The sequence below is a fragment of the Comamonas sp. CMM03 genome (genome assembly GCF_019218715.1).
Classification (GTDB): domain Bacteria; phylum Pseudomonadota; class Gammaproteobacteria; order Burkholderiales; family Burkholderiaceae_C; genus Comamonas; species Comamonas terrigena.
The window spans coordinates 17,542-39,774 of sequence record NZ_JAHUXB010000007.1 but is presented as its reverse complement, the minus strand read 5'-3'; the positions used below and the strand labels follow the sequence as shown (position 1 = coordinate 39,774).

General features: G+C 66.1%; 20 protein-coding genes. 12 read left to right on the top strand and 8 right to left on the bottom strand.

Annotated features, from left to right (window positions below; translation table 11 throughout):
- Positions 1-23 precede the first annotated feature (23 nt).
- The 4 genes from KW830_RS20840 (at position 24) to KW830_RS20825 (ending at position 2,682) form a co-directional block, all read left to right on the top strand.
- On the top strand, positions 24-494 hold the full coding sequence (locus KW830_RS20840) for a cytochrome c (RefSeq protein ID WP_218334289.1): 471 nt from the start codon (positions 24-26) through the stop codon (positions 492-494).
- 98 nt (positions 495-592) lie between these two features.
- Positions 593-1,129 (top strand): RidA family protein, encoded by a 537-nt coding sequence (locus KW830_RS20835; protein WP_218334288.1) that lies wholly within the window; start codon positions 593-595, stop codon positions 1,127-1,129.
- 115 nt (positions 1,130-1,244) lie between these two features.
- Positions 1,245-1,709, top strand: coding sequence for an azurin (gene azu / locus KW830_RS20830; protein ID WP_192334379.1), 465 nt, complete (start codon positions 1,245-1,247; stop codon positions 1,707-1,709).
- A gap of 127 nt (positions 1,710-1,836) precedes the next feature.
- Entirely contained in the window at positions 1,837-2,682 is an 846-nt protein-coding gene (locus KW830_RS20825; protein ID WP_218334287.1) for a pseudouridine synthase, read from the top strand.
- Between the two features lie 119 nt (positions 2,683-2,801).
- On the opposite strand, the gene KW830_RS20820 is transcribed toward KW830_RS20825, so the two are convergent.
- The 3 genes from KW830_RS20820 to KW830_RS20810 form a co-directional block, all read right to left on the bottom strand.
- Positions 2,802-4,502, bottom strand: coding sequence for an acyl-CoA dehydrogenase family protein (locus tag KW830_RS20820; protein ID WP_218334286.1), 1,701 nt, complete (start codon positions 4,500-4,502; stop codon positions 2,802-2,804).
- 67 nt (positions 4,503-4,569) lie between these two features.
- Positions 4,570-5,226, bottom strand: a complete 657-nt coding sequence (locus KW830_RS20815; RefSeq protein WP_218334285.1) for a TetR/AcrR family transcriptional regulator — start codon at positions 5,224-5,226, stop codon at positions 4,570-4,572.
- A 286-nt stretch (positions 5,227-5,512) separates the two neighbouring features.
- Complete coding sequence (locus KW830_RS20810) at positions 5,513-6,514, bottom strand: DHH family phosphoesterase (RefSeq protein WP_218334284.1); 1,002 nt, start codon at positions 6,512-6,514, stop codon at positions 5,513-5,515.
- A 695-nt stretch (positions 6,515-7,209) separates the two neighbouring features.
- Between KW830_RS20810 and KW830_RS20805 the strand changes: the two genes are divergently transcribed.
- Positions 7,210-8,403, top strand: coding sequence for a M20 aminoacylase family protein (locus tag KW830_RS20805; protein WP_066539484.1), 1,194 nt, complete (start codon positions 7,210-7,212; stop codon positions 8,401-8,403).
- 49 nt (positions 8,404-8,452) lie between these two features.
- Positions 8,453-9,394: a tripartite tricarboxylate transporter substrate binding protein gene (locus tag KW830_RS20800; protein WP_218334283.1), complete on the top strand. Its 942-nt coding sequence runs from the start codon at positions 8,453-8,455 to the stop codon at positions 9,392-9,394.
- A gap of 108 nt (positions 9,395-9,502) precedes the next feature.
- Here the strand turns inward: KW830_RS20800 and KW830_RS20795 are convergent, their stop codons facing one another.
- On the bottom strand, positions 9,503-11,824 hold the full coding sequence (locus KW830_RS20795) for a bifunctional diguanylate cyclase/phosphodiesterase (RefSeq protein WP_218334282.1): 2,322 nt from the start codon (positions 11,822-11,824) through the stop codon (positions 9,503-9,505).
- A gap of 107 nt (positions 11,825-11,931) precedes the next feature.
- Complete coding sequence (gene ylqF / locus KW830_RS20790; RefSeq protein ID WP_218334281.1) at positions 11,932-12,870, bottom strand: ribosome biogenesis GTPase YlqF; 939 nt, start codon at positions 12,868-12,870, stop codon at positions 11,932-11,934.
- Between the two features lie 83 nt (positions 12,871-12,953).
- Here ylqF and KW830_RS20785 point away from each other — a divergent pair, with 83 nt between their 5' ends.
- Positions 12,954-13,184, top strand: coding sequence for a hypothetical protein (locus KW830_RS20785; RefSeq protein WP_066539002.1), 231 nt, complete (start codon positions 12,954-12,956; stop codon positions 13,182-13,184).
- Positions 13,185-13,315: 131 nt separating this feature from the next.
- Here the strand turns inward: KW830_RS20785 and KW830_RS20780 are convergent, their stop codons facing one another.
- The 3 genes from KW830_RS20780 to KW830_RS20770 all read right to left on the bottom strand — a co-directional run bounded on the left by KW830_RS20780 (position 13,316) and on the right by KW830_RS20770 (position 17,761).
- Positions 13,316-14,968: a methyl-accepting chemotaxis protein gene (locus KW830_RS20780; RefSeq protein WP_218334280.1), complete on the bottom strand. Its 1,653-nt coding sequence runs from the start codon at positions 14,966-14,968 to the stop codon at positions 13,316-13,318.
- Positions 14,969-15,139: 171 nt separating this feature from the next.
- The gene (gshA, locus tag KW830_RS20775; RefSeq protein ID WP_218334279.1) at positions 15,140-16,672 is read right to left on the bottom strand and encodes a glutamate--cysteine ligase; all 1,533 of its coding nucleotides are present in this window, start codon (positions 16,670-16,672) and stop codon (positions 15,140-15,142) included.
- A gap of 165 nt (positions 16,673-16,837) precedes the next feature.
- On the bottom strand, positions 16,838-17,761 hold the full coding sequence (locus KW830_RS20770; RefSeq protein ID WP_218334278.1) for an SDR family NAD(P)-dependent oxidoreductase: 924 nt from the start codon (positions 17,759-17,761) through the stop codon (positions 16,838-16,840).
- A 491-nt stretch (positions 17,762-18,252) separates the two neighbouring features.
- Between KW830_RS20770 and KW830_RS20765 the strand changes: the two genes are divergently transcribed.
- From KW830_RS20765 to KW830_RS20745, 5 genes are all read left to right on the top strand, one after another.
- The gene (locus KW830_RS20765) at positions 18,253-18,549 is read left to right on the top strand and encodes a 2Fe-2S iron-sulfur cluster-binding protein (RefSeq protein ID WP_066539487.1); all 297 of its coding nucleotides are present in this window, start codon (positions 18,253-18,255) and stop codon (positions 18,547-18,549) included.
- A 198-nt stretch (positions 18,550-18,747) separates the two neighbouring features.
- Positions 18,748-19,869 carry a bifunctional 3,4-dihydroxy-2-butanone-4-phosphate synthase/GTP cyclohydrolase II gene (gene ribBA, locus KW830_RS20760; protein WP_066539010.1) on the top strand — a complete coding sequence of 374 codons (1,122 nt, stop codon included), beginning with the start codon at positions 18,748-18,750 and terminating at the stop codon, positions 19,867-19,869.
- 6 nt (positions 19,870-19,875) lie between these two features.
- Positions 19,876-20,340, top strand: a complete 465-nt coding sequence (gene ribH / locus KW830_RS20755; RefSeq protein WP_218334277.1) for a 6,7-dimethyl-8-ribityllumazine synthase — start codon at positions 19,876-19,878, stop codon at positions 20,338-20,340.
- Between the two features lie 3 nt (positions 20,341-20,343).
- On the top strand, positions 20,344-20,946 hold the full coding sequence (gene nusB / locus KW830_RS20750; protein ID WP_066539014.1) for a transcription antitermination factor NusB: 603 nt from the start codon (positions 20,344-20,346) through the stop codon (positions 20,944-20,946).
- A gap of 82 nt (positions 20,947-21,028) precedes the next feature.
- Positions 21,029-22,225 (top strand): pyridoxal phosphate-dependent aminotransferase, encoded by a 1,197-nt coding sequence (locus KW830_RS20745; protein WP_218334276.1) that lies wholly within the window; start codon positions 21,029-21,031, stop codon positions 22,223-22,225.
- Positions 22,226-22,233 lie beyond the last annotated feature (8 nt).

Genomic DNA, 22,233 nt, shown 5'->3' with positions numbered 1-22,233 from the left:
CCCACGACAAGGAATTGAACACCATGAGCAACACGCATTCTTCCCGTGGTCTCAGCGCCGCCGCCCTGCTGCTGGCCGGCCTGTGCAGTCTGCCTGCACTGGCGGCCCCTGCCACCGGCACGGCCACCGAAGTGATGGCCATCCCCGCCGCCGAGGTGGCGGCGCTGCAGGCAGGGTTCTCCGACAGCCGCCAGATCAACACCCAGCGCGGTGGCGACAAGATCTACCAGGCCATCTGCCAGGGCTGCCACATGCCCCAAGGCCAGGGCAGCAAGGGCGCAGGCTTTTACCCGGCCCTCGCCGGCAACACCAAGCTGGCGGCCGGCGCCTACCCCGTCGGCGTGGTGATGAACGGCCTGCACGGCATGCCCAGCTTTGCCGCCCGCCTGAACGACGAACAGGTGGCCGAGGTGGTGAACTACGTGCGCACGCATTTCGGCAACCAGTTCACCGACGCGGTCAAAGCCGATGACGTGAAGCTTTTCCGCAAGTAAACCGCTCCCCCGGCAGGGCCGCACTGCGCTGCAGCCCTGCTTCTTTTCTCACTCCCGAGCCGCTCTTCGGCACCGACCCTATCGATTGAGGTATTTGCATGTCTTTGCGCACCACCCTGTTCATTTCCACCCTGAGCGCCGCAGCCCTGCTGGCCGGCTGTGCCACCAACGCCAGCCAGAGCCCCGAGCTGATCCGCTACAAGATACCCAACTCCAGCTTCCCCATCTCCAACGCGGTGGAAGTGCCGCCCGGCGCCAGCACGATCTATCTGTCGGGCAAGGTACCTGCCATGCAGGACAAGAGCAAGGCCGCCAACGACCCGGCAGCCTACGGCGGTGACACCGAAGGCCAGACCGTCAACGTGCTCAAGAGCATCGACGCCCAGCTCAAGTCCATGGGCCTGACCATGTCCGATGTGATCAAGATGCAGGTCTTCCTGGTCAAGGATCCGGCCAAAGGCAACAAGATGGACTTTGCCGGCTTCATGAAGGGCTACACCCAGTTCTTCGGCACCGCCGAACAACCCCATCTGCCATCGCGCTCGGCATTCGAGATTGCGGCCCTGGCCAACCCCGCCTACCTGGTGGAAATCGAAGTGGTGGCCGTGCGCGGCGCCAAGTCGCTCACCAGGTAAGCCGCCCCTGCAGCCATTCTGTGTGGTGGCTGCACCCGATCCGGGTGGCGCCCCTCCACCCGCCCTCTGTTCCGGCCACGGCGGTCCGCCGCCAGGGCCCTTATCCGCATACACCATGAAGACCCTTCTTCGCACCCTGTGCGCCATTGCCTCCTGCACCACGGCCTTTGTCGCTGCGCCCGCGCTGGCGGCCGACTGCAGCGCCACCGTGGAAAGCAACGACGCCATGCAGTTCAACGTCAAGACGCTGTCCGTGCCCGCCGCCTGCAAGACCTTCTCGGTCACGCTCAAGCACGTGGGCAAGCTGCCCAAGACTGCCATGGGCCACAACCTGGTGCTGACCGTGCCGGGCGATGTGGCAGCCGTCGCCACCGACGGGATTGCCGCCGGCGTGGCCAATGACTACGTGAAGCCACAGGACGCGCGCGTCATCGCCCACAGCAAGCTGATCGGCGGCGGTGAAAGCACCCAGGTGGACATTCCGGTGGCCAAGCTCAAAGCCGGCACCGACTACACCTACTTCTGCTCCTTCCCCGGCCACAACAGCATCATGAAGGGCACGCTCAAGCTGGGCAGCTGAGCGGCCTGCGGCCCCTCTCCGGTAGCCGCCGCTGGCACAGCAGCCCCTGCCGCCCTGCGGTGGCAGTCCAGCGCCTACACTGCGGGGCTGTGCAGGCCTGGGGCCTGCCCGTTCGCGTTCTGCCCCCATGCCTGTGCCCGATGTCCTGCCCCTGTTGCCCACCGACCTGCCGCTGAATGACCAGCCACCGCATGCAGCGGCCGGTCCCGAACTGCTGCACATCCTCCATCAGGATGACGACATGGTGGTGGTCTACAAGCCCGCCGGCTGGCTGGTGCACCGCACCGCGCTGGCGCGCCATGAGACACGCTTTGTGCTGCAGCACCTGCGCGACCAGATTGGCCGCCATGTCTGGCCCGTGCACCGGCTGGACCAGGGCACCTGCGGCGTGCTGGTGTTTAGCCTGCACAAGGAAGCCACGCAGAAGCTGACGGCGGCGTTTGCCGAACACCGCGCCCACAAGCACTATCTGGCACTGGCACGCGGCTGGGTCCCGGGCCACATCAATGTGGACCATGCGCTGCACCCCGACGATGCCCCACCCGACGCTCCTGCCCAGCCGGCGCAGACCCTGCTGCGCGGCCTGGCGCGGCTGGACTGGCCTGAGTCCTATGACCCGCGCCACCCCAGCACCCGTTTTTCGCTGGTGGAAGCCTTCCCCCGCACCGGCCGCCGCCACCAGATCCGCCGCCACCTGAAACACACGGCCCACCCCATCCTGGGCGATGCCACGCACGGCAAAGGCCCGCTGAACCGCTGGTGGGCCGAGCGCATCGGTCTGCAGCGCCTGTGGCTGCACGGTCACGCACTGGAGCTGCCCCACCCCGCGACCGGCGAGCGCATGCGCTTTTGCGCCGACTGGCGCCAGCTGGGCCATGTGCCCGAGGTGCAGCAGTGGCAGCGCCTGATGGCCTTGCCGGGCTGGCAGAGCGGACCGAACCCGCTGCCTCCCAGCTGCGGCATGGCGCTGTAGACCGGTCTCTTCCGAAAGCAACACGCTCCGGGTGGCGCACACTGCCGACCCCGAGGCAACGCTGCCGGGGGCTGCTTCGCCGTGCCGGTCTCTGGCTCTGGTGCAGCCGGTAGCGCGGCCTATTGCACGGCTGCGCGCTGCACAATGCGCCGGGCCGCCGGCTGGCTGCCCGCGTTCTGCCAGGTCCCGTAGTGCACCCCCCAGCCACTGCCGATGGCGCCGCTGCGCGTCGCCAGAAAGGCGTCACCGACCTCGGCCGGGCTGTGGCGCAGCAATTCGGCGCCCTGCAGCACACGGGCAATGGCCTCGGTCATGGGGCGGGCCAGGTACTCGTCTTCCAGACCGTCGCGCACCAGCCGGTGGGTCTGGGCCACCAGCGCATCAAACCGTGCGTGCTGGCCGGCCAGGGGGACCAGCTCGGCGAACAGCGCATCCACACAGCCGGCATCGCGCTGCAGCGCACGGCGCACGTCCATGCACATCATGTTGGCCGTGCCTTCCCAGACGCTGTTCAACGGCGCCTCACGGTACAGGCGGGCCATGGGGTTTTCTTCGATGAACCCATTGCCGCCGTGGCATTGCAACGCTTCATAGGCGATCGATGGCGCGCGTGAGCAGTTGAAGAATTTGGCGGCCGGCGTTGCCACCCGGGCCAGCAGGCGCTCGTGTTCGCTGGTCTGCATCCCATCGGTGGCGCGTGCCACGCGCAGGGCCATCAGCGTGGCCGCCTCCACCTCCACCGCCATATCGGCCAGCACCTGCACCATCATCGGCCGCTCGGCAATGCGGCTGCCGAAGGCGTTGCGCGTGCCGGTGTGGCGCAGCGCCAGCGTCAGGCTCTGGCGCATCAGGCCGGCCGAGCCCACGGCAAAGTCCAGCCGCGTCAGGTGGGCGTGCGAGAGGATTTCGCGGATGCCATGTCCCTCTTCTCCCACGCGGATGGCCAGCGTACCCTGGTATTCGACCTCGCTGGAGGCATTGGAGCGGTTGCCCGCCTTGTCCTTGAGGCGCTGCACGGCAAATCGGTTATGGCTGCCGTCCGGTAGGGTGCGCGGCAGAAAGAAGCAGGTGACGCCCCCATCCACCTTGGCCAGGGTGAAGAAGCCATCCGCCTGCGGCACCGAGCAAAACCATTTGTGCCCCGTCAGCTGGTACCAGTGCGCGGTGGCGCCATGGTAGTCGTGCGTGCCCGCAAAGGTGGCCGTGGTCTGCGTCTCCCGCAGGTCCGATCCGCCCTGCTTTTCGGTCATGGCATAGCCAATCACCACGCTGGGCTTGTCGGCCACTTCGCGGCGGCTGAATTCATAGGTGGTGCCACGCGCCTTTGCGGCCCAGATGGCCAGGGCCGGCTCGGCCTCAAAACCCGGCAGACAGGCATAGGCCATGCCTGTGGGGCAGGCAGTGCCCTGCTCCACTTGGTTCCACAGATAGGACAGCACAGCACGCGCCAGGTGGCCGTTGGATTCATTGGTGCGCCAGCTGAGGTTGGGCACCTCGTGCTGCCAGGCCAGTGCCATCAGCTGGTGCCAGGCGGGATGGAATTCCACCCAGTCCACCCGGTTGCCAAACCGGTCGTGGGTCTGCAGCTCGGGCAGGTGGCGGTTGGCCAGGCGGGCCAGCTCCTGCACGGCCTCATCCCCCGCGACCGCACCCAGCGCGGCGCAGCGTGCAGCAGCCCAGGGGGCATCGCGCGCAATGGCGGCGCTGAGCACGGCGTCCCCGGTGAAGGCGTTGAAGCCGCTGGCCGGCTGGGCCTGGTTGCGCACCTCGTGCGTGGGGGCAAAGCCGCTGGAGAGAGACAGATGGGTTCGGGTCAGCATGGGCACTCCTGGGTTTGAGAAGGGAGACAACACAACATCCCGGCCACCGCATCCAGACGGCCGACGGCTAGGCGCGGGGGACCGTGGGACTGCCCACACTGGCACAGGCCAGGTGGGCCATCTGTTCGGCCAGCGCCTCCACATCGCGCAGGCAGGCCAGGGGGTCGGGATGGGAATGCAGGGGCTGCTTCAATGGCGAGAGCGGACCGATCAGCCCTTCCATGAAACCGCCCACAATGAAGCAGGCCGCCGTGTCCGCCAGCATGTCGGCACGCATCTGGCCACTGGCCTGGCCCTGGGCGATCAGCCCGCTGATGACGGCGCTGATGGCGGCGCGGTACTGCAGCCGCACTTCGTCGATAGCCTTGTCGCAGGGCTCGGCAATCAGTGCATAGGCCAGGCGCGGGTTGCGCATGGCACGGCGCACAAACACCGCCACGGCGGCATGCAGCCTGCTGTGGGCATCGTCGCCGGTGGCCGCAATGCCTTCGAGCACATCCACCTCGCGCTGCGAGACCGCAGACAGCACCTCGGCAAACAGCTCGGCCTTGGAGGCGAAATAGCGGTACACCGTACCGGTGGCCAGACCCGCCGTGGCGGCCACGCTGGCCACCTGTGCCTCGGCCCAGCCGCCTTCACTGACCAGGGCGCGGGCGGCCGCCAGGATGCGGCTGCGGTTGTCGTGCAAGCGGGCTTCGACGGCAGGGGTTTGGCGGTAGACCATCAAGAAATGAACATGGATTCACGAATGGAGTGAATCTATATTCATTTGTTGGAAAAACCGCCTGTGGTTTACCCGGTGCCCACCTGGATGCAGTGCGAAAGGGTCTGCGTGCACGCCACGGACCTCTCCCGGGCAAGGCCCCATCCACAGATGGCGAACGGCAGCACCGCCCACTGGCAACCCGCACACGGGCACGGGATGCGGCAGCCCCATTAAAAAACGCCGCAAAAGCGGCGTTGGAGCGGTGCACCTTGGCGGGCAAGGTACGGTGCGGCAGACAGTGCGCTCAATCCGCCTTGGGCGGACGGATCCACTTGCCGTCCTCGTCAAACTCCATCAGCGGTGCCTTGACAAAGGGGTAGTCGGCTTCGGCATCGCTTTGGAAGGTCCCGGACAGCAGTTCCACCAGACGCTCGTTGCCCATCTTGAAGCCGCAAGCCTGTGCATGGCCACCGCCACCCATGGCTTCGGCCAGGGGAATGCAGTTGAACTCGGAGCGCGAACGCAGGCCCACTTTCACGCCCTTGGTGCTGGCATGCCACATGAAGGCAAAGCTGCCGCTTTGGCGGGACAGCAGATCTCCCACTTGGCTGTGGAACATGCCGTTGCAGTTGACCATCAGGCCCTGCTGGCCGTTGAAGACCAGGGGCTGGGCACTGTCGGCAATATCGGCACAGAGCTTCTGGTATTTCTCGTCCATGGCGCCGCCGCGGGCCATGAAGACGACTTCCTCTTCGGGGGTGAAGGCCGCAATCTCGGCCCAGCGTGCAATGGAGCGCGGCTCCATTTCCAGCGCAGCCAGAAAGGCCGGGCTTTCCGGAAACTCCCACTTCCAGATATCGCGGTCTTCCACATAGCGGATCAGGCCGGGCACCTGCTTGTCGGGGTGAAAGAACTCCCAGGCCAGGCGCGCACCGGACTTGTTCATGTCGAAGTGCACCACACCGCAGCGGCACTGGTAGCCCGTCAGCTTCTCGGCCGCGCTCTTGTGGTGGTCCAGCACCACCAGCTTGGACACACGCGCTTCGATGGCAGCCAGCAGCTCCGGCTCGAAGGCAAAGTCCAGCACGTAGACCGCGCGGCCATCCAGATCGCCCAGGTCATCGGCGGTCTGGATCTCGCCATGGTCCAGGCCCCGGTACTCGGCGCTATCGCCGTAGTACAGCCAGGCGGCCAGCGAGGCGCCAAAGCCGTCCGGGCAGCGGCGGCCGTGGTAGAGGATCAGGGGGCGCGGGTCGTCGTGCGACGGCCCCACCAGCAATTGCAGGGGGAGGATGGTTCGGCTCATTGCCACCGATTGTCGCCGCTCTGCCCGCGCCCGTGCGTTGCGCCGTTACACCACCCCTGGCAGCACTGGGACAGCCTGGCTCCAGCCCCCATGCCCGCACACGCTAGGCAGCGATGCAGTACCCGCCGGACTGAACTCCCGCAGGCAGTCGTTTAAAGCATGCCGTCGGCCGGTCATGGGCATGCCGTCTACCTCCACAGCTCCGCTCGCCATGGCAGGCTGGCGGTGCCAACGTCAGCCAGTGCCTGCCCACCGCGGATCGCCACCGCACCACGGCAGGCACGGGACTACCGGAACAGCGCGTGCGCGGCAGCCAAGCCAGCACCTCCCCATGAGGGATGCACGCCGTGGCGTGACTGCGGCAGGACTGCGCCATGGCGCCACCGTTTACCCCGCCACAAAATATTCCAATTCAGAATTAAAAACATCCCTCTACTGCGCCCCAGCACCCGGCTCCAGATATGCAACTTGCGACTGAACTTATTCATTTCATCGCCAAAACACTACCAATTCAGGAGCTACATACCCAATCAAATAGCTATTTACACTCATTTTTCATATGCATTCCCAGCAGCACTACCTGCACCCCTGGAATGCGGTTTCCCCTATGCCCATATATTCCTTTTGACGATAATGTGGACTACACCTCTTCCCCCCGTGCCGGGCGCCTGCCGCGCGCCGGTACCGATAGCAAGATGACAACCGCATCCGACATCACCCCCTACCTGGGCCAACTGGTCAGCTTCCGACGTGACCTGCACGCCAACCCGGAACTGAAATACGAAGAACACCGCACGGCTGACAAAGTGGCTGCCTACCTGGGCGCCCTGGGTCTGACCGTGCACCGCGGCCTGGGCCAGACCGGCGTGGTGACCAGCATCTACGGCAAGGGCCGCAGCAAAGAGAACCCCGGCCGCCAGGTGGGCATCCGTGCCGACATGGATGCCCTGCCCGTGGCCGAAGCCACCGGCGCACCCTATGCCAGCTGTATCCCCGGCAAGATGCACGCCTGCGGCCACGACGGCCACACCACCATGCTGCTGGGCGCCGCCACGCTGCTGGCACAGAACCCCGACTTTGACGGTACCGTGCACCTGATCTTCCAGCCCGGCGAAGAAGGTGGCGCGGGCGCCAAGGCCATGATGGACGATGGCCTGTTCACCCTCTTCCCCTGCGATGCCGTGTTTGCACTGCACAACTGGCCATCACTCCCCCAGGGTCAGATGGCCGTGCGCGTGGGCCCCATCATGGCGTCCACCATGCGTTTCGAGATCCGCGTCAAGGGCAAGGGCGGCCACGCCGCCATGCCGCACAAGACGCTGGACCCGATCCCTGTCGCCTGCACCATCGTCGGCCAGCTGCAGACCCTGGTGTCGCGCGGCGTGGACCCCATCGACAGCGCAGTGCTGACCATCGGCAAGATCGACGGCGGTACGGTCGAGAACATCATCCCGGATGAATGCTGCATCTACGGCACGGTGCGTACGCTGAGCAAAGAGACGCAGGACTACATGACCGAGGGCCTCAAGCGCATCTCCCAGCATGTGGCCGAAGCCCATCTGTGTGAAGCCACTTATATCCACAAGCCCGGCTACCCCAACACCACCAACAGCGAGCGCGAAGCCCGCTTCATGGGCGAGGTGATGCAGGAGATGGTGGGCAACGCCAACGCCTTCCCCGACATCGCTCCCGCCATGACGGCCGAGGATTTCGGCTTCATGCTGGAAGAAATCCCTGGTGCCTATGGTTGGATCGGCAACGGCAAGGGTGGCCAGCCCGGCGTGGGGCTGCACAATCCAGGCTATGACTTCAACGACGACAACATCGAACTCGGCGCCCGTTTCTGGGACCGACTCGCTCGCCGCTGGTTCACCCAGCCCCGCGACTGAACGGGCCGGCCCCTCGCGGCGCAAGCTGCTGGCAGCCGCCCTGGGCGGCATGGCCGTCGGCAGCGGGCTGCCGGCCTGGGCTGCGCAGTCCGGCTGGCCCCGCCACCCGGTGCGCGTGATCGTGCCCTACCCGGCCGGCGGTGTGAACGACGTGATCGCCCGCCAGTTCGGCGAGCGCATGGCGGCCACGCTGGGCCAGTCCTTCGTTGTTGAAAACCGCGGCGGCGCGGGCGGCACCATCGGCATCGCCGAAATGGCCCGCAGCGCCGGCGATGGCTATACCTTTGCCTTCGGCGCCATCAGCCCGCTGACGCTGAACCCGCACATCATGAAAGTGGGCTATGACCCGCTGCGCGACATCGCGCCCGTGGCCTCGGTCATGTACGCCCCGGTCTATGTGCTGGCCACCACGGCCTTCAAGGGCAATGACTTTGCGGCCGTGCTGGACGCCGCCAAACACCACCCCAAGGGCGTGAGTGTGGCCACATCCGGCTACGGCACGCTGGCCCATATCATGGTGGAGCAGCTGCGCCGCAAATCCGGCGCCAACCTGGTGCATGTGCCCTACAAGGGCGGCTCCCAACTGATCACCGATGCCGCCGGCGCCCAGTTCGACCTGCTGCTGGCCAATCCCTATGCCCCCATCAATGCCCTGATTGCCGAAGGCAAGCTGCGCGTGCTGGCCGTGACGGGTCCGCGCCGCATGCCGGCGCTGGCACAGATACCCACCTTGGGCGAGCTGGGCTTCACCGCCGCCAACCTGACCTCCACTTTTGGCTTCTATGCCCCGGCCAGCACCCCGGCAGACATTCAGCAGCGCTTCCACGCTGAAGTGAACCGCCTGCTGCAATCTGCCGAGATGCAGGAACGCCTGCGCAAGCTGGACAACATGGCCTACCCTATGAGCCAGCAGGCCTTTGCCACCCTGGTGCGCCAGGACTATGTGGCCAATGCCAAGGTGATCAGCGAAGCCGGTATCCAGGCCCAGTAGGCCAACGCCAGCGCCGCCGCTGCAGGGCGGCGGTGCCACTCCCAATTGCCTGCAACCCTCCGCCTGTGCGACTGCGGCAGACCCTGCGTTTCCGCAGGCCCCTGGCGATCAGGCCTCCGTGCCCGTATCGGTGACCGGCGGCTGCAGCTGCTGCACATAGCGCGCCACCCAGGCCTGCCAGGGGATGGGCTGGTCGTACAGAAAGCCCTGGCACAGGATCTTCGGCTCCCAGGCATGCAGCAGCGCGGCCTGGGCCGGGGTCTCCACCCCTTCGGCCACCACCCGCAGGCCAAAGCGGTGGGCCACCCACAAAATGGCCTCCACCAGCGCTTCGGTCTGCTGGCTCTTGTTCATGTCCCGCACAAAGCTCTGGTCGATCTTGAGTTCCTGGATCGGCAGGCGCTTCAGATAGGCCATGGACGAATAGCCGGTGCCAAAATCATCCAGCGCAAACTGGATGCCCATTTCGCGCAGCTGCAGCATCCGGTGCGCAGCCTCATCAAAATCTCCCAGCACCAGACCTTCCGTCACCTCCAGCGTCAGCCGGGAAGGATCGGCCTCCGTGAACGCCAGCAGCGCCTGCAGCTTGGCCACGAAATCGGTCTGCAGAAACTGCCGGGCACTGACATTCACCGACAGTTGCAGCCGCCGCTCGACCAGTTCCGGCCGCACCAGCAGGCGGCAGGTCTGCTCCAGCATCCAGTCCCCCAGCAACACGATCAGGTCGGACTCTTCGGCCACGGGGATGAAAGCCCCCGGGCTCAGCAGGCCCCGCTCCGGGTTCTCCCAGCGCACCAGCGCCTCGACCCCCATCGCCACCCCTTCCGCGTTGTACTGGCCTTGCAGGAACAGGCGCAGCTCGCCCTCGCCGACGGCACGGCGCAGGCCTTTTTCGATGCGGTAACGGCGGCTGGCGTTCTCGGCCATCACCTCCTGGAAGATCACCGCATGCCCCGGCCCACGGCTCTTGGCCTCATGCAGCGCGGTATTGGCACGGCGCAGGGCTTCAATCTCGGAATCGTTGGCCAGCTCCGGAAAGACGCACATGCCGATGCAGCAGGTCACACGCACGCCATCGTGCACGCCATCCAGCCAAAGGGGGTCGGCTGACAGCGCCTCCAACAGCCGCTGCGCGAAAGCCTTGGTCAGCAGTTCCGCATTGTTGACATCGACGGCCAGATTCTCCAGCACGATGGCGAACTCATCGCCCGAATTGCGCACCAGCAGCCCGCTCGAGGGCACGAGCCCGCTGAGACAGACGGCCACGGCGCGCAGCAACTGGTCCCCCTGCACCGATCCATGCACATCGTTGAAGTTGGTGAAACGGTCCACGTCCAGCACCAGCAGACCGTGGCGCGGGCAAGGGCTGATCTCGCAGCGAAGGCCCTTGCTCTGCTCCTTGAGCTCCATCAGCCGCTTGAGAAAGGCAAAGCGGTTGGGCAGACCGGTGATGCGGTCGTAGTGCGACAGCTGGTGGATGGTGGCCTCGGCCTTGATGCGGTCGGTGATGTCCTGTTTGAGTTCCACATAATGGGTCGGCACACCGAACTCATCGTGCAATGGCGCCACACGTACATCCTCCACCACCAGCCGGCCATCCTTGCGGCGGTTGCGCAAATCCCCCTGCCACGTCTGCCCCTTGGCCAGCAGCTCCTGCACCTCCTGGCGCTGTGCGTCATCCATGCCCGTGATGGACACTTCACGCGTGGGGCGCCCCAGCACCTCCGGCAACGCATAGCCGGAACGCTGCAGGAACGCCTGGTTGGCGTACACCACATGCGTTTGCATATCCGTGATCACAATGCTGGCCGGGCATTGCTCCACCGCCAGGGACAGCTTGCGCAGCTCGTGCTCGCTGGCACGCAGCTGCTCCTGCGCCGCTTCCGCAATGGCCGCCCGGCTCATGAAATGCTGACGTGCCAGCAAGGTGGCGACCACCGTCAGCACCAGCATGCCGCAGGTGTAGATCACGGAGGTCCAGGTCATGACCAGTCCCCCCATCACGCCCCACAACTGCGCCAGCTGGAACGCCATGATCGCGCCCAGCGAAGCCGCCAGCAGCCACAGCGCTGGCTGCTGTCCCAGCACCCAGCCACAGAACAGCAAGATGATGGGAAGACCCAGCTGGTTGTGGCTGCGTGCCCCCCCTGTGGCCAGGGCCGCCAGCACGATCACCCCCCACAGACCCCAGACCAGCACATAGGTGGCACCAATCCAGCGCCCCTTGCGCTCCAACGCCCAGGCGGCCATGCCGATGGAGCAGGCGATGGCATTGGCCAGCAGGCGCCACGGCCAGTCGGGCGCACCTTCCAGCCAGTAGGCCACCGCCAGCACCACCGATTGCAGCGCCACAAAGATGCCCCCCAATCGCACCAGACTGCGACTGAAGGTCTCATCCTGCGGAGAAAGCGAACGCTGCAGCGCTTGCATGAAAGCCCGTCATGAAGGTGATGGTTGGCGCATGATAGCGTCAGCACTCACTCATGGTGACAAGCTTCGGGGGCATTGTCCATGCCGGCAATGCCCCCGGCGCCGTGTCAGCGCCGTGCCGCCTTGCGCTGCTTTTTCTTGGCTTCGGCCAGGGCCTGGCGCTGCTGCTCGGCGGCCTCGCCCGCTGCCACCCATTGCGCGAACTCGGTCGGGGTTTCCAGCGTGATGCGGCCCAGGATGTGGGTGCGGAAGTCGGTGATCACCAGCTCGGCCGCTTTCTGCGTGTTCACGCGCCCACCGCTCATCACGGCGCCGCGCTTGCGGGCTATGGCTTCCAGCAGCTCATCGTCATGGGCGGCCGCAATCTTCTGCACCCCCCAGCCCAGCTTGTAGCGGTCTTCCAGGTTCTGCGCATAGTGCTTTTGCAGGTACAGCAGCAGCTCCAGCGCCACCAGCTCTTCGTCGTAGGCATTGCGCCCCACCGAACCGGCAGCCGCCAGATTGAAGCCGCTTTGCTCAACGATGATGCGCGGCCACAGCATGCCGGGCGTATCCCACAGATAGAAGTCATCGTCCAGCACAATGCGCTGCTCGTCCTTGGTCACACCGGCTTCGTCGGCGGCCTTGGCCTGGCGCTTGTTGCTCATGGAATTGATCAGCGTGGACTTGCCCACATTGGGCACACCGCAGATCAGCACGCGCAGCGGCTTGGCCAGACCACCCCGGTTGGGCGCCAGTTCACGGCAGGCCTGCGCCAGGCGGCGGGCGGGCGCGGCTTCCTCCGCATCCATGGGGATGGCGCGGGTCTCGGGCTGAGCGTTGTACCACTCCAGCCAGGCCTGGGTCTGCACCGGATCGGCCACATCCTGCTTGTTGAGCAGCTTGACGCGGGGCTTGTGGCCCGTCAGCTCCTGCAGCAGCGGGTTGAAGCTGGAGCCTGGCAAACGCGCATCCAGCACTTCGATCACCACATCGATTTCTTTGATGCGCTCGGCAATCAGCTTGCGCGTCAGGTTCATGTGACCGGGAAACCACTGGATGGCCATGGAGTGTCTTTCTACGGGAATGTCAGGTGTCTTCGGGGGCGCAAGGATAATCGCAACCCTGTTCTCCCGTCATCTACTGCGCCATGGCCTTCTTCTCTCCCTCCCGCAAACCCACTGCCAATGACACCCTGGTCAAAGGGGTGATCCTGGCCCTGATCGGACTGGTGCTGTTGATCGCACCCCATTTCATGGGCGCCACGCCGCTGCGCGATATGTTTGCCCAGGCCCGGGTGGTGGGCTGGTTCGCCCTGGCACTGGGCCTGGCCTTCATCGGCAAGGAAGGTCTGCACCGCCTGCGCCAGCGGCGCGGCTGACGGAGTCGGCCTTCGGGCCATAGGCCCTGCCGGAGTGCGTCCGGCGCCGCCTCTGTAGCGCCTGCCCCTGGCTTCCCCCCGGATACCGCCCCAGACACCGCACCTGGGCGGTGCTCCCGCCTACTGCGTGCTCAGGACGCCAGCAGCACCGGCTGCTGCGCAGCAGCCACGGTAGCCCGGGGCAAGGCCCGCGGCTCCAGGCGGAACACCCCCACTTCGCGCACCAGCTGTCCCACTTCCTGCTGCATGGTATCGGTGGCCTGGCTGCAAGCCTGCACCATGGCCGCGTTCTGGCGCGTCATGCCATCGAGCTCCAGCACCGCGCTGTGGATATGGGCAATGCCGTCGCGCTGGGCGGTGGAGGCCTGAGCCATCTCGGCAATCAGCTGCCCGACCTGGGCCACATCGCCCACAATGCCCTGCATGCGGCCGCCGGCCTGGCGTGCCAGCAGCACGCCGCCATCCACCTGGCGCAGCGAATCGCCGATCAGCGCCTTGATCTGCTTGGCCGCTTCGGCGCTGCGCTGGGCCAGCGCGCGTACCTCGGTGGCTACCACCGCAAACCCCCGGCCCTGGCTGCCGGCGCGTGCCGCTTCCACCGCGGCATTGAGCGCCAGGATATTGGTCTGGAAAGCAATGCCATCGATCACACCGGTGATGGCCGCAATCTCGCGGCTGCGCTCGGCAATGCCCTGCATGCTGTCCACCACATCGCGCACCGCATCTCCCCCCTGGCGGGCCGAAGCGGCAGCAGCGGCTGCCAGGCGATCGGCCTGCAAGGCGGTTTCCGCAGTCTGCATCAGGGTCAGCGTGACTTCCTCGATGCGCTCCACACTGCGGTGCAGGTGGTCGGCCGTCTGGGCCGTGCGCTCGGCCAGCTCCCCATTGCCGGCGGCAATCTGGCCCGAAGCCTCGGTCACCGCCTCCACACCATCGTGCACCTGTGCCACCACCGTCTGCAACTGGCGTGCCATGCGGCCCAGGTCCTGCAGCAGCACCCCCACTTCGTCGGTGCGCTGGCTGTCCACGCGCACACGCAAGTCCCCCTGTGCGATGGTGCGGGCCACCGCCACCGCCTCGTGCAGCGGGCGGGTCAGCGAGCGCACCAGCGCCCCCGAGACCAGCACGCCCAGCACCAGCAGGCTTCCGTAGATGGCCACGGCCCACCACAGCGCTGCCTGGCGCTGGCGGGCGCCAGCTTCCAGCACCTCGCTTCGGTGGGTTTCCTGCAGGGCGATCAGGCGCTCGAACACCGCGACCTGCGCCTTGGCGGCCGGCAGCAAGGCCTGGTCCACCAGCTTCTGCACTTCCCAGGCCTGCCCCAGGTCGCGCGCCTTGAACGCCGCTTCATAGTGCTTGAGCAACTGGGCCTGGCCGGCCTGGGCTTCGTCCATCAGGGCGCGGTCGTCGCCATCGCTGATCCGCTGGGCCATGGCTTCGCGCGCCTGCTCGGCGGCCTTCCACAAGGTGCGGGCCTTGTCGTTGGCACTGGCGATCAGCGCTTCTTCGGCGGACTGCACCCCGGCCAGCGCCACTTCCAGTGCCTGGTTGGTCAGGGCCTGCCAGCGCACGGCCCAGAGCATGCGCTGCTCGCTGTGGGCCGTAGCCTGGGCCACTTCCTGGTTCACGCGCTGCAATTGCCACAGCAGGGCCACGGCGACCAGAGCGCTGGACAGCAGCAGTCCCAGGAACACCATGCCGATCTTGCGGGCGACCGACAGGTTCTGGAGGTGCGCCCACGCGGAGCGGCGGGGCGGATGCAAACGCAATGTGGCAGTGGACATGGCTGGCGGGTGTCACCCTGTGCCACCCACCGGGGCAGCTTCTGTCCGGCAATGTAGTGACAGCGTGTTACAAACGCATGTCACATGCCCGCGATGCTGTCATCGCAGATTAATGCGCCCGGCTCAGGCAACCCATGCCCGTCCTGGGCACAGGCGGCAGCCACGCCGGACTCAGCCCAGTTGCTGGGGCGCCATGTAGTTCTGGCGCCAGTCCTCGAAACTGCCCACGCTGGCGGCCTCGATGGCCTGCTGGGCCTGCACCGATTCGGCCGCCCAGGCGGCAAACTGCGCCTCATCCGCCGCACTCCAGGGGCGGTGCAGCAACTGGTCGCGCGCCCATTGGGAGCGGGCCAGGCCAAAGGCGTTGAAGTTGTTGCCGTAGTGCTGGGCCATATCGGCCAGCACGCGGGCCGACGGCGTGAGGCTGCTGTCCTGCACACGGGCCAGTGCCAGCTTCAGGGCCTCGGTGTAATCCTGCGTGCCGTGCACCTGGTCCAGCGCCTGGGCAATGGGCCGGCAGGCCTGCAGCACCTCGTCGGCCCAGGCGGTCATCTCCACCTCCCGGCCGGCACACACCAGGCGCAGACCGGGCTCGCGGCCGCGCTCGGCCGTCAGGTGCTGGTTGTGCTTGAGGTCCGCAATCTCCTGGGGCGAATCCGGCGGGCTGTCGCTGAGCAGGCAGTGCAGCAGGAACACGTCCAGCATCCGCATGGTGCTGGCGTGGATGCCCACATCCTCGTAGGGATCGATGTCCATCAAGCGCACTTCCACATACTCCACACCGCGCTCGCGCAGCGCATGCAGCGGACGCTGTCCGCTCTTCACGGTGCGCTTGGGACGGATGGTGCCGTAGAACTCGTTCTCGATCTGCAGCAAGCTGGTGCCCAGCTGGTTGTAGTCGCCGCCCGGGTTGCGCACGCCCACCAGCTGGTAGGCGGGGTAAGGCCGGGTCAGTGCGTCGTACAGCGAATTGGCATAGCCTTCCAGGCCGTTGTAGCTGACGCTGATGCTGGACTGGGCATCGCTCTGGTAGCCCAGGCGCCCCATGCGCAACGAAGTGGCATAGGGCAGGTAGAACGCCTTGCCCTCGGTGCCCATGGGCTGCAGCTGGTGCGAACGACCTTCGACAAAGCACGGGGACAGCACCGGCGATGCACCGTAGAGGTACAGCAGCACAAACGCGTGGCGGCGGAAATTGCGGATCAGCGCAAAGTATTCTTCACTGGACACCCCCGGCAACGACCAGTTGTAGTGGATGCCTGAGATGGTCTGCATGCGGCGACCATAGCGGTGGCCCAGGCCCATGCGGTAGACGCTTTTGGAGCGCCCGACATGCGAGCTGCCATAGCGCCCCAGCGGAATGGTTTCATCGATGGGCAGCCCGCAGGGCATGCTGGAGGCCCACATCAGCTCGCCGTCACACTGGGCATCCAGCGTGCGGTGCACAAACTGGTGCACGCGCTGCAGCTCCTGCACACATTCTTCCACGCCCAGACGGGCGCCGGTGATCAGCTCCAGCTGCGATTCGCTGAAGTCCGTGGTGATGTGGGGGTGGGTCAGTGCCGAACCCAGCGCGGCGGGGTGCGGCGTCAGTGCCAGCCCCCCGTTCGACAGCGCACGCAAGCCTTCTTTCTCAATGCCACGGCGGATTCCCGCCAGGCGTTGGGCATCAGGAAGCGAAGAGAAGGCTGCGGTATGGTTCATGCTGGCTGGTGTCGGTGCACAGTACTGCTGGGGCCCGAACTTAGCATGCCGGGCCATGGGCCGCCGATGATAGGCAAATGTAACCAGTGGCGTATGCCCCCCGGTTTTAACCACACCCGGACTGTGCCGGCCCGGGCCGCCGCCACAGCCCCACCCGGCTTGTGCTTAGGCCAGCGCCCTGGCCTGCAAGGCCTTGCCCACCTCCAGGCGGCTTTGCGCCTGGCCGCTTTGCGGCACCTGCTCCTGCGTGCGGTCCAGCACCTGGGGCAAGGCCTCGGCCAGTTGCTCGGGCACGGTCTCGCCCTGGCCCAGGTGCACGCCCTGGGTCAAGGTGATGTGGGCCGCCTCGAACGACCCCGCACCTGCGCACAGAATGGTGCGCGTGGGCGCCGACGCGTGCGCCAGCACCAGCATGGCCGGCACCACCGATTCGGGCGTCAGCGCCTGCAGCGCCTCTTCCCCCAGCAGGCCTTGGGTCATGCGCGTGGCTGCCGTGGGTGCCAGCGCATTGACGTGGATGCCGTACTTGGCACCTTCGATGGCCAGGGTCTGCATCAGCCCCACCTGGGCCAGTTTGGCCGCACCATAGTTGCTCTGGCCAAAGTTGCCATACAGCCCCGAGGACGAGGTCGTCATCACGATGCGGCCGTAGTTCTGTGCCTGCATCTGGGCCCACACGGCCTTGCAGCAGTTGGCGGCCCCCATCAGATGGACTTCGATCACCAGGCGGAAATCGCTCATGTCCATCTTGGCAAAGCTCTTGTCGCGCAGGATGCCGGCGTTGTTGACCAGGATGTCCACCCGCCCCCAGGCGTCCACGGCCTGCTGCACCATGGCCTGCACGGCATCGAAATCGGTCACCGAAGCGCCATTGGCCAGTGCTTCGCCTCCGGCGGCAACGATTTCATTGACCACGGCCTGGGCCGCGCCGACCGAACCACCGCTGCCGTCCAGCGCACCGCCCAGATCGTTGACCAGCACCTTGGCACCGCGTCGTGCCAATGCCAGCGCATGCTGGCGGCCCAGGCCGCCCCCGGCGCCGGTCACGATGGCCACACGGCCCTGAAAGTCCAGTTCATCTGCTTGCATGGTGTTTGTCTCCTGTTGGATCTGCGTGCTTTTTGCCACCCGCTGCGGGTGTCTACGCCGCGCACTCTACGCGGCGGCGGGCAGCGCTGCAGTAGCCCAAGCGACTGTGCGCCCCCACGCGCAGCCACTGCAGACGCCCGCGCCGATTTATCCCCATCTCTGCGGCAAAGGCCTGTGGATAAGCATGGGACACTGTTACAACAAGATCCCAAGCCATTGATTTTGAACGATTTTATTTTTATGCCTATTTTTTGGGCAGCGCACTGTCTGACAAAGTTGTCACCAACCGCGTTGGAAAACTGTGTGGACAACTTTCGCAACCTCGGATTCCTGGGCGCTAAGTGCTTGATTTTTCACACTTCCGTTTGCTGCGCCCATTTTTTAGGCATGCACGGGTTAACACCAGGTCAAATCCCGCCCACTGCCCGCCGAATCCAGGCTCGGCCACAATGCAGGGTTTGCGCCATGGAGCGCTCCTTTTTTTGCTGCCCATGTCTTCCGAATTCGCTCCACCCTTTTTCATCGCCCGCCTCAGCCCCAGCGACCAGCAATGCGATGCCTGGGCCGACCAGTCCCTGCTCGACTCCATGGAGCAAGGTGGGCTGGATTGGCCCAGCTCCTGCCGCAACGGCACCTGCCGCACCTGCATCGGCCAACTGGTGTCCGGCAGCGTGCATTACGCCGTGGAATGGCCCGGCCTGAGCGCCGAAGAAAAAGCCGAAGGCTGCGTGCTGCCCTGCGTGGCCATTCCGGATGGCGATGTGGTGCTGCAGGACCCCTCCCGCTAAACCTTCTGCGGCGCACAGCTGCTGCGCTGCACTAGAATGGCGGGATTCCGAGGCGGGCACCATCCGGCGCCCTCTCTCGTACGGTAGTGGCCGTGCGCATAGCGTTCTTTGGGGGTGTCCTTAGGCACCATGTGTCAGTGCCCTGGACGCCATACGCCTTCTGTTGCCACAGCACCAGGCCCCAAGGAAACAGCTCTCATGAATACCCCCCTGAACCCCGTCGCCATCTCGCCGGTGGAAGAGATCGTTGCCGACATGCGCGCAGGCCGCATGGTCATCCTGGTGGATGAGGAAGACCGCGAAAACGAAGGCGACCTGGTGCTGGCCTCCGACCACGTCACCCCCGAAGCCATCAACTTCATGGCCCGGTTCGGCCGGGGCCTGATCTGCCTGACGCTCACCCGCGAACGCTGCGAATACCTGAAGCTGCCGCCCATGGCTGCACGCAATGGCACGGTCTACAGCACCGCCTTCACCGTCTCCATTGAAGCTGCCGAAGGCGTGACCACCGGCATTTCCGCCGCCGACCGCGCCCGCACCGTGCAGGCAGCCGTGGCCAAGAACGCCGTGCCCACCGACCTGGTGCAACCGGGCCACATCTTCCCGCTGCAGGCCGTGGACGGCGGCGTGCTGATCCGCGCCGGCCACACGGAAGCCGGTTGCGACCTGGCCGGCATGGCCGGCTGCACCCCCTCGGCCGTGATCTGCGAGATCATGAAGGACGACGGCACCATGGCCCGCCTGCCCGATCTGCAGCTGTTTGCCGCGGAACACGGCCTGAAGATCGGCACCATTGCCGACCTGATCCAGTACCGCAGCCGCACCGAATCGCTGCTGGAAAAAGTGGGCAGCCGTGCCATCCAGACGCCCTACGGCGAATTCACCTGCCACGCCTTCCGCGACAAACCCAGCCATGCCGTGCACCTGGCCCTGGTCAAGGGCAGCTGGAGCGAAACCGATGAAGTCCCCGTGCGTGTGCACGAGCCGCTGTCCGTGCTGGATGCGCTGGAGATCAACCGCTCCATGCACTCCTGGGGTCTGGACACCAGCCTGCAGTACCTGGACCGCCAAGGCCAGGGCGTGGCCGTGCTGCTGAACTGCGGCGAAAGTGCCGCCCAGCTGCTGGAGCAGTTCGACGGCAAGGCCCGCTCGGCCCAGGCACCCGAGCGCGGCCGCATGGACCTGCGCACCTACGGCGTGGGCGCACAGATCCTGCGCGAATGCGGCGTGCACAAAATGAAGCTGCTGGGCCAGCCCCGCCGCATGCCCAGCATGGCCGGCTACGGCCTGGAAATCACCGGTTACATCACCAAGGAATAAAGCGACATGCTGCACGCTGAAAAAGGCAACGCCTCCGCACTGAACGGCCAAGGTCTGCGCATTGGCATCGTCCAGGCCCGCTGGAACGAAAGCATCACCAACACCCTGGCCCAGGCCTGCACCCAGACCTTGCTGGAAGCCGGTGTGGCCGCCGACGCCATTGACCATGTGCTGGTGCCCGGCGCACTGGAAGTGCCCGTGGCGCTGCAGGCCCTGGCCGAGCGCGGCGGCTATGACGCCCTGGTGGCCCTGGGCTGCATCATCCGCGGCGAGACCTACCACTTTGAACTGGTGGCCAATGAATCCGGCGCCGGCGTGACCCGCCTGAGCCTGGACTACCGTCTTCCGATCGCCAACGCGATCATCACCACCGAGAACCTGGAGCAGGCCATCGCCCGCCAGACCGAAAAAGGCGCCGATGCCGCCCGCGTGGCCATCGAAATGGCCTGTCTGCTCCGCACCCTGAAATAAGCCATGAGCGACGACACCCAATCCACATCGGCCAAAAGCCGTCCCCCCCGCCAGCCCCGCAAGGGCGTGACCAGCACCGGCGTGCGCAAGGCGGCCTCCAAGTCCACCCGCAGCCGCTCGCGCGAGTTCGCGCTGCAGGCGCTGTACCAGCACATCGTGGGTGGCAACGATGCCACTTCCATCGACATGTTCACGCGCGACCTGGCGGGCTTTCACAAGTGCGACACGGCCCACTACGACGCACTGCTGCACGGCTGCATCGAAACCGCTGCGGACCTGGATGCGCTGATCGCTCCCAAGCTGGACCGCCGCATGGAAGAGCTCTCGCCCATCGAGCATGCCTGCATGTGGATTGGCGTCTATGAGTTCCTGCACTGCCCCGATGTGCCCTGGCGTGTGGTGCTCAACGAGAGCATCGAACTGGCCAAGGAATTTGGCGGCACCGACGGCCACAAGTACGTGAACGGCGTTCTCCACGCCCTGGCCCCCACGCTGCGCCCCACCGAAGTGGCCGCCGACAAGGGCCAGAACGGCGCCGGCAAGCCGGAGCAGGCCCCCAAGGCCGAACCCGCAGCCGACCAGCCCGCCCAGGACAGCCAGGCCTGATCTCCTGCCAGGCAGCCTTCCCTCCGGAACGCTGCCTTTTTTCTTTTTTGTTCTGCGGCACCGCCGCCCCCTTGAAGAGCCCATGCAGTTTTCCACCCGCGCGCAACGCATTGAACCGTTTTACGTGATGGAGGTGGCCAAGGCCGCCCAGGCGCTGGCCCGTGAAGTGGCCCACACCGACCAGCCGGTGATCTTTCTGAACATTGGCGAACCCGATTTCACCGCACCCGCCCTGGTGCAGGAGGCCGCGGCCCGCGCCATCGGCAGCGGCGCCACGCAGTACACCAACGCGCTGGGCCTGGAGCCGCTGCGCGAAGCCATCAGCGGCTGGTATGCCAGCCGCTTCGGCGTGGACGTACCCGCACGCCGCATTGTGGTCACCGCCGGCGCCAGCGCTGCGCTGCAACTGGCCTGCCTGGCACTGATCGAGGCCGGCGATGAAATCCTGATGCCGGACCCCAGCTACCCCTGCAACCGCCACTTCGTCAGCGCCGCCGAAGGCTCGGCCAAACTGATTCCGTCGGGCGCGGCAGAGCGTTTCCAGCTCAGCGCCGCCCAGGTGCAGGCCAACTGGGGCGACAAGACGCGCGGGGTGCTGCTGGCATCGCCCTCCAACCCCACAGGCACGTCCATTGACCCGACCGAGCTGCGCCGCATCCACGAGGTGGTCAAGTCCAAGGGCGGCAGCACCATCGTCGACGAGATCTACCTGGGCCTGTCGTATGACGACGCCTTCGGCCAGACCGCCCTGGCCATTGACGACGACATCATCAGCATCAACAGCTTCAGCAAGTACTTCAACATGACCGGCTGGCGCCTGGGCTGGATGGTGGTGCCCGACGCCATGGTGCCGGTGGTGGAGCGCCTGGCCCAGAACCTGTTCATCTGCGCGTCCACCATCTCGCAACATGCCGCCCTGGCCTGCTTTGCGCCCGAAAGCATTGCCGAGTTCGAACGCCGCCGTGCCGAATTCAAGGCCCGCCGCGACTACTTCCTGCCCCAGCTCAACCGCCTGGGCCTGTCCGTGCCGGTGATGCCCGACGGCGCGTTCTACGCCTGGGCCGACTGCTCCCAGATGGCGCACAAGCTGGGCGTGGCGCCCGGAGCCAACTGCAGCTGGGACTTTGCCCATGCGCTGCTGCAGCAAGCCCATATCGCGGCCACCCCGGGCCGTGACTTCGGCACGGCCGACACCGCACGCCACATCCGCTTTTCCACGGCCAACTCCATGGCCCAGTTGCAGGAAGCCGTGGCCCGCATGGAACGCCTGCTGGGCTGAGCATGCTC

Coding starts and splice junctions, on each gene's coding strand:
- KW830_RS20840 (WP_218334289.1), top strand. CDS start 24: ATGAGCAACACGCATTCTTCCCGTGGTCTCAGCGCCGCCGCCCTGCTG.
- KW830_RS20835 (WP_218334288.1), top strand. CDS start 593: ATGTCTTTGCGCACCACCCTGTTCATTTCCACCCTGAGCGCCGCAGCC.
- azu (WP_192334379.1), top strand. CDS start 1,245: ATGAAGACCCTTCTTCGCACCCTGTGCGCCATTGCCTCCTGCACCACG.
- KW830_RS20825 (WP_218334287.1), top strand. CDS start 1,837: ATGCCTGTGCCCGATGTCCTGCCCCTGTTGCCCACCGACCTGCCGCTG.
- KW830_RS20820 (WP_218334286.1), bottom strand. CDS start 4,502: ATGCTGACCCGAACCCATCTGTCTCTCTCCAGCGGCTTTGCCCCCACG.
- KW830_RS20815 (WP_218334285.1), bottom strand. CDS start 5,226: ATGGTCTACCGCCAAACCCCTGCCGTCGAAGCCCGCTTGCACGACAAC.
- KW830_RS20810 (WP_218334284.1), bottom strand. CDS start 6,514: ATGAGCCGAACCATCCTCCCCCTGCAATTGCTGGTGGGGCCGTCGCAC.
- KW830_RS20805 (WP_066539484.1), top strand. CDS start 7,210: ATGACAACCGCATCCGACATCACCCCCTACCTGGGCCAACTGGTCAGC.
- KW830_RS20800 (WP_218334283.1), top strand. CDS start 8,453: ATGGCCGTCGGCAGCGGGCTGCCGGCCTGGGCTGCGCAGTCCGGCTGG.
- KW830_RS20795 (WP_218334282.1), bottom strand. CDS start 11,824: ATGCAAGCGCTGCAGCGTTCGCTTTCTCCGCAGGATGAGACCTTCAGT.
- ylqF (WP_218334281.1), bottom strand. CDS start 12,870: ATGGCCATCCAGTGGTTTCCCGGTCACATGAACCTGACGCGCAAGCTG.
- KW830_RS20785 (WP_066539002.1), top strand. CDS start 12,954: ATGGCCTTCTTCTCTCCCTCCCGCAAACCCACTGCCAATGACACCCTG.
- KW830_RS20780 (WP_218334280.1), bottom strand. CDS start 14,968: ATGTCCACTGCCACATTGCGTTTGCATCCGCCCCGCCGCTCCGCGTGG.
- gshA (WP_218334279.1), bottom strand. CDS start 16,672: ATGAACCATACCGCAGCCTTCTCTTCGCTTCCTGATGCCCAACGCCTG.
- KW830_RS20770 (WP_218334278.1), bottom strand. CDS start 17,761: ATGCAAGCAGATGAACTGGACTTTCAGGGCCGTGTGGCCATCGTGACC.
- KW830_RS20765 (WP_066539487.1), top strand. CDS start 18,253: ATGTCTTCCGAATTCGCTCCACCCTTTTTCATCGCCCGCCTCAGCCCC.
- ribBA (WP_066539010.1), top strand. CDS start 18,748: ATGAATACCCCCCTGAACCCCGTCGCCATCTCGCCGGTGGAAGAGATC.
- ribH (WP_218334277.1), top strand. CDS start 19,876: ATGCTGCACGCTGAAAAAGGCAACGCCTCCGCACTGAACGGCCAAGGT.
- nusB (WP_066539014.1), top strand. CDS start 20,344: ATGAGCGACGACACCCAATCCACATCGGCCAAAAGCCGTCCCCCCCGC.
- KW830_RS20745 (WP_218334276.1), top strand. CDS start 21,029: ATGCAGTTTTCCACCCGCGCGCAACGCATTGAACCGTTTTACGTGATG.